General features: G+C 24.6%; 7 protein-coding genes. All 7 read left to right on the top strand.

What is annotated here, in order from left to right; translation table 4 throughout:
* Positions 1-583, top strand: a 583-nt coding sequence (locus ACXX89_RS03840) for a hypothetical protein (protein WP_458557712.1), incomplete at its 5' end; no start/stop codon positions are given.
* Between the two features lie 29 nt (positions 584-612).
* Positions 613-1,164 carry an inorganic diphosphatase gene (locus ACXX89_RS03845; protein WP_458557713.1) on the top strand — a complete coding sequence of 184 codons (552 nt, stop codon included), beginning with the start codon at positions 613-615 and terminating at the stop codon, positions 1,162-1,164.
* 52 nt (positions 1,165-1,216) lie between these two features.
* Complete coding sequence (locus ACXX89_RS03850) at positions 1,217-1,786, top strand: ribonuclease HII (RefSeq protein ID WP_458557715.1); 570 nt, start codon at positions 1,217-1,219, stop codon at positions 1,784-1,786.
* A 64-nt stretch (positions 1,787-1,850) separates the two neighbouring features.
* A complete protein-coding gene (locus ACXX89_RS03855) occupies positions 1,851-2,114 on the top strand; it encodes an HPr family phosphocarrier protein (RefSeq protein WP_436359152.1) in 264 nt (87 codons plus the stop codon).
* A 118-nt stretch (positions 2,115-2,232) separates the two neighbouring features.
* Positions 2,233-3,963 (top strand): phosphoenolpyruvate--protein phosphotransferase, encoded by a 1,731-nt coding sequence (gene ptsP / locus ACXX89_RS03860; RefSeq protein WP_458557714.1) that lies wholly within the window; start codon positions 2,233-2,235, stop codon positions 3,961-3,963.
* The gene (pepF, locus tag ACXX89_RS03865; RefSeq protein ID WP_436359150.1) at positions 3,950-5,770 is read left to right on the top strand and encodes an oligoendopeptidase F; all 1,821 of its coding nucleotides are present in this window, start codon (positions 3,950-3,952) and stop codon (positions 5,768-5,770) included. Before ptsP ends, pepF begins: the two co-directional genes overlap by 14 nt.
* 90 nt (positions 5,771-5,860) lie before the next feature.
* Positions 5,861-7,060: a hypothetical protein gene (locus tag ACXX89_RS03870; RefSeq protein WP_436359149.1), complete on the top strand. Its 1,200-nt coding sequence runs from the start codon at positions 5,861-5,863 to the stop codon at positions 7,058-7,060.
* Positions 7,061-7,123 lie beyond the last annotated feature (63 nt).

Below are 7,123 nucleotides of genomic sequence, written 5' to 3' on the forward strand. Positions count from 1 at the left end.
TAAAATACAAATAGGTTATAAAAACACTGGTGCACTTTATATTTCATTTAAGGATGAAATTTCAATTTTCATTTTTATAGCTTCATTTGTAGATTTAAGTTTATTAAGTTTGCTAATTGTGTTATTTTACAAATATTCCAAAAAACTCAACTACATTTATATTGCCATTTTTCTGTCATTTTCCTATATTTTAGTCATTATTTTAACTATTTTAAGTAGTCTTAAAATAATCTCATTCAATAACAATATAGTAAATTCAATTTTAATAAATGCTGCAAGTTTTTGTATTTCATTTGCATCATTGCCACAATTAATTAAAGGGTTATTTTTTAAAAAAATGAAAGGGTTATCATTATTTTATAAATCACTCGTTTTAACTGTTGAAATTTTATGATTTACTTATTGATTAATTGCTGGATTGATTACAATTTATAATTTAGACGGTGGCATTGCTATAAGTATTACAGAAATGATTCAACTATTAATTTGATCCAGTTTTGCAATTATTACTAATTCATTAGTGATTTTGATGATTTTAATAAAAAATAAAAAACATAGCAAAAATGAACATATTTCAAACTAAATTGAGAAAAAATGATAAAATTTTTTATTATGAAAAAGATAGTACAAGTAAATATAGAAATCCCAAAAGGGTCAAATATAAAATATGAATATGATAGAAAAACCAATCAAATTATAGTAGATAGAATTTTAAGAGATGGTTTTAGATATCCAGCTAATTATGGTTCATTAAGAGAAGCACTAGATTGAGACGGAGATGAATTAGACGTATTAGTTTATTCAGATGAATCATTTTTTAGTGGTTCTGTATTAAATGCAAGAATAATTGGAGCTATGAAAATGATTGATGATGGTGAAACAGATACAAAATTAATAGCTGTTCATGAAGATGATTACCGTTTAGATCACATTCAAAAATTAGAAGACTTACCAAAATGATGATTAAGAGAAGTAGAATTATTTTTTAGCACATACAAAAATTGAAAAAGAGTAGGAATTACTTCTGTAAATGGTTTTGAAGGAATTGAATATGCTATTCAAGAATACAATGAATGTGTTGAATTAATGAATAAATATTCTCATTTACCAAAAGAAGAATTTATTAAATTAATGAAAGAAAAACATCCTGAAAAATACGAATAAAAGCACATTAAAAAACTTTGATGATAGTTTTTTAAATAATGAAATAAAAATAATTGCAGGTTGCGATGAAGTTGGTCGCGGTTGTGTAGCGGGACCAGTTGTTGCAACCTGTCTTATTTTAAAAACTGAATTTGATAGTAATCAAATAACTGATTCTAAAAAAATTCCTAAAAACAAACATAAAGAACTTGTAGACTTAATTGTAGAAAATTCATTAGAATATTACACAATTTTTATAGACTCTCAAACAATAGATGAAATTAATATTTTAAACGCAACAAAAGAAGCAATGAAAAAGTCAATTGAAAAATTTAATACAAAAATTGATTTAGTTTTAACTGATTTTGTTAAAATTGATTCTAATATCAATCAAGAAAATATTACCAAAGGTGATTCTAAATCATTATCAATTGCTGCTGCTTCTTTAATTGCTAAATATACGCGAGATTCCTTTATGAAAGAAATTTCCAAAGATTTTCCAGTATATAATTTTAGTCAAAATTCAGGTTATTTAACAAAAGAACACAAAGAAGCATTAAAAAAATTTGGTTTTTGTTCAATTCATCGAAAAAGTTTTGAACCTATCAAAAGTATGCACAACAAAATAAAAATTTTTAAATAATTTCATTTTGTTGTGTTAAAATTTAAATATAGACAAAAAATAAATAATATTTTAGAAAGGTATTATGGAAAAAATAACTGTTGTTATATCTGATCCAATTGGATTACACGCAAGACCAGCTTCAAAAATTGTTTCTGTTTCTTCAAAATTCAAATCAGATATTAAAATCATTACATCTGCAGCTTCTGCAAACGCTAAATCAATTATGAATATTATGTCTTTAGCTATTAAACAAGGACAAGAAATTTCAATTGAAGCAGAAGGTGAAGATGAAAAAGAAGCTATGGAAGCTTTAAAAACTACAATGGTCGAAAATAATTTAATCTAAAAATTGTTTTTGTAATTATAATTAACAAATTAGTTAAAAATAGACTAATTTGTTTTTTATTTTCATAAAAAAATTATATAATTTTATTACTACAAAAGATTAAAAACAAGGGGGAAATATGTCTAAAAAAATTACAGGGATAGGAGCTTCAAATGGTATTTCAATTGCAAAAATATTCAAAATTGAAGAGCAAAAAATTGAATTAACAAATTCAAAAATTGAAAATGTTGAAGCAGAATTAAATCTTTTTAATATAGCAATAAATAAAACTATAAAACAAATAGAATCAATTAAAGAAAAAGCATCTAAAACACTAAACGAAGAAGAAGTTGCTGTTTTTGATGCTCATATACAAGTAGCAAATGATCCAGCAATTATGGATGAAGTGCAAAACTTAATTAAAAATGAAAAATTGAATGCAGCTTTTGCGACAGAAAATGTAACTAAAAAATTTATTGAAATGTTTTCAAATTTCGATGATCCATATATGAAAGAAAGAGCAGCAGACATTAAAGATGTTGCTACAAGAATTATTAAAAATATTTTAGGTATTGAAATTGTTGATTTATCAGCAATCAACGAAGAAACTATTATTGTAGCAGAAGATTTAACACCATCAGATACTGCACAATTAAATAAGAAATTTGTAAAAGGATTTTTAACTAATATTGGTGGTAGAACCTCTCACTCTGCAATTATGGCTAGAAGTCTAGAAATTCCGGCAATTTTAGGTTTAGGAAATATTACAGAAATAGTAAAAAATAAAGATGTTGTAGCAATGAATGGTGAAAAAGGTGTTGTTATTATAAACCCATCATTAGAAGAAATAAAAGAATTCGAATTAGAATTTAAAAAATTTATGGAAAATAAAAAGGAATTAGAAAACTTTTTAACTAAAAAATCTTTATCAAAAGATGGTAGAGAAGTTACTCTAGCAACTAATATCGGTTCAGTTCAAGATACAGAAGGAGCATTGAAATATAACTCCGATGCTATTGGATTATTTAGAAGTGAATTTCTATATATGGATGCAGAAAACTGACCTTCTGAAGAAGAACAATTTAACTCTTACAAAGCAGTTTTAGAAAAAATGCAAGGAAAACAAGTGGTTGTAAGAACTCTTGACATTGGTGGGGATAAAACTTTAAAATACTTTAAATTCCCTGAAGAAATGAATCCATTTTTAGGTTACAGAGCGATTAGACTTTCTCTTGATAAACAAGAAACTTTTATAACACAATTAAGAGCTTTAATCAGAGCTTCTTATTACGGAAATTTAGCAATTATGTTCCCTATGATTGCAACAGTTGATGAATTCAAACAAGCAAAAGAAATCTACTTAAAAGTGTTGGAACAAGTTAAAGCAGAAGGTCATAAAGTATCTGACAAAATAGAAGTAGGAATGATGGTGGAAATACCAGCAGCAGCAGTTTTAAGTGAACAATTTTGTAAATATGCAGATTTTGTTTCAATAGGAACAAATGATTTAATGCAATACACCATGGCTGCCGATAGAATGAATGAAAAAGTTTCTTACTTATACCAACCATTAAATCCTTCAATTTTAAAATTAATTAAAATGACAATTGATGGAGCACACAAAGCCGGTAAATGAGCAGGAATGTGTGGAGAAATGGCTGGAGATTTAAATGCAATTCCTTTATTATTAGGAATGGGTCTTGATGAATTTTCAATGTCAGCAACAAGTTTATTAGAAGCAAAAAAATTAATTTCTAAAATAGATTATAAAAAAGCTCATGCTTTATCACATCAAGCAATTAAATGTGATACAGAAGAAGAAGTAAGATTATTACTTGAAACATTTAAAAAAGAAAATGAAATCATATAAAAAATATTCTGATATTCCAGAAAAATATCGTTTCGATTTAGAAAGTCTTCTTGAAAATAAAAAAATTGAAGTTATTATTCAAGAATATTGAATAAGTAAAAATGAAGAATTAAAATATAAAGATTCAAAATATGAAAATATTGAATCTTTTATTTATTTTAAAGAACTAGAAAATAAAAATGAGCTAAAATTAAACAAAATAATTAACTATTTATCTAATAAACTATCTATAAACTCTGTTGATCCAATCATAAGTAAAATTCAAGTAAAATTTGAAAATGATCTAGATGAATTTAATAAACAAAATGGTTCTGAAATAAACCGTTTATACAAAAATATTGACAAAATCAAAGAATGAATAAAGGATGAAAGACTAAAATCATTTAAATATGAGTTAACACAAATTTTAGATTTCCAAAAACACAAATTAAGCGATGAAATCGAAAATTTTCTTTTAGACATCAATAAAGCAAATCCTGATTTTTCTGAAATTTTTCAAGTTTTAAGTGATGTTGAAACTGATTTAGGTTATGGAACAACTTCTAAAAACAAAAAAATTAAAATTACTCACAGTAATTATTCTTTATTAATGAAAAACAAAGACAGAAATTTAAGAAAAACTGCTTTTAATAGTTATCTTAATTCTTATTTTAAAAATAAAAACACTTATGCAAAACTTTTAATCCAGCATTTTTCAAGAATTTCTACTTTTGCTCTTAAAAGAAAATACAATTCTTCCGTAGAATCCTTTATAAGTGAAGATTATATTGAAGAAAATATGCTCCAAACTCTCTTTAATAATGTTAAAAAATTAAAACCATTATTAAAGAAATTTCAAAAATATGATTCTTTATTTTTTAAAGCTAAATTCAACCAAAAGAAAGAATATTACGACTCATTTGTTGATTTAGTTGATAAAAAAGAAATATATTCAGTAGAAGAAGCACAAGAAATTTATAAAAAATCTTTAAGCATAATGGGACAAGAATATAACGATGTTTCTCAAAAAGCTTTTAATGAAAGATGAATTGATTATATGAATTGTGATGGAAAAACTTCTGGTGCATATTCAATTAGTAATGCTTATGGTTTAGATAAGATATTTATCTCAATGAATTGAGATTACACTTTAGAGTCTGTTTTAACTCTTGCTCATGAAATGGGACATTCAATGCACACATATTACTCCAATAAAAATCAAGATCAAAACAATGCAGAATATCCTATTTTATTAGCTGAAATTGCATCAATATTTAATGAATTAGTAGTTAGTGACTATTTAAAAGAAAATGCTAAAAATGATTTAGCCAAGTTACAAATATTAAGAAAAAATATTCAAGATTTTATTTCCACTGTTGTTAAACAAACCTTTTGATCAAATTATGAGTATCACGTTTATAATGCAATAGACAAAAATCAAGAAATTTCTACATTTGATGATTTAGCAAAAATTTATTCTAACACATATAAAGAATATTTTGCTTCTGGTTTTAAAAATGAAAAAAGTTTAATTTTTGCAACAATTGTTCCTCATTTTTATTTAGATTTCTATGTTTATAAATATGCAATTGGTTTTTTAGTTGCAAATTATTTCTTTAATGATTACAAAATTAATGGACCAAAATCATTAGAAAATTATATTCATAATTTCTTATCAGCAGGTGGAAAAGATAAACCATCTATAATTCTACAAGAAGCTGGAATCAATCTAAAAAATGATGATTTATACATTAATAGTTTTCAAATTTTAAGCAAAAATATTGAAGAATACATAAAATTAGGTAAAAAAATCTTTAAAGTATCATAAAAATTAAGGTTTTTTTGCATTTTTATTATATAATTAAACATATATTAATTTAACAAAAATTTAGTAATTATAAAGATTGTAAAGGATAAAATGAAAAAACATAAATTATTAAAGCCTATTTTAGCACTAAGCACAGTTTCTGCTTCAGTTATTACTTTGATTTCTTGTTCAGACAAAAAAGAAGAAAAAAACTTTTTATATGTAAGTCAAACTAATTTATTTTCTACTTCAGCAGAATTTAACTTTGAATCAAAAAATACAGATTTAAATTTTGATGATTCTAAATATAAGTATAAATTTGAATACAAAAAAGAAGCAGATGCAGATTTCAGTACTTTAGCTAACGAAGATTTTAGAGTAGTAGAAGGTTATAAAAACAAAGCAATAGTTACATTAAAAAATTTAGAACCAGAAACCAATTATTTATTTAAATTTTCAAGAGCTACTAAAACTGGAGAAAATTCATATAGTGAATTTCAACAAGTAGAATTAAGCACAGAAAATGAAAATAAACTCTATGCATTTACAACAACCAAAACTCCAGATATTTCAAGTGGTGACTTTATTTTAACCCCAAATAAAACAGCTACATCTACACAAGTATCATTAACTTTCAGCAAACCTGAACAAATAAAAGATAAAAAAGTTTGAGTTGTATTAAGTGAAATTTCATTAGGTTCTACAGGTTATAAACAAACAAAAGAAATAGAAACTAAATCACAAGTTTATTTAGATACTTCAAAACCTTTAACTTTTGAATTTGATAAATTACAAGGTCAAAAAACTTATTTAATTTCAGATTTATTAGTTAGTGAACAAAACGAAAGTGATAAATCAAAAGCAACTAAATTATCTTTTGAATCAGAAAGTTTAATTAAGCAATTAACCACCACATCACGTTTAATTAGTGCACAAAGAGTTGCTTCAAGTGAAGTTGCAGAAAGTGATCAAGCTAAAAAACCATTTACAATCGCTTCTAATGTTACATCTATTGAAAATGGTTCAACTTATAAATTAACCATTAGAGAATATGATAGAACATCAGGTAAATTTAAATTAGTTAAAAAAGAAGGTAGTGAACAAGAAAATTATGTTGAATACACTTCAAGCGTTACAGCAAGTGAAAACAATTTAAATCGTTTCTTATTTGTATTTAACGATATCCCAGAAAAAGGAAAATCCTATATAATTGTTAAATTTGTTAAAGTAACAACAGATAATAAAGAAGAACCTTTAACAATTTTCAGAAATGCTAATAACACTATTATTGAAGACGTATTTATCAACTAAAATAAAAAATTGGTAGTGTAAGATATTTTGTGTAAATTTCTCTTGCTTACTTTTTAGTAAGAG

Source organism: Mycoplasma sp. 1012 (genome assembly GCF_054343455.1).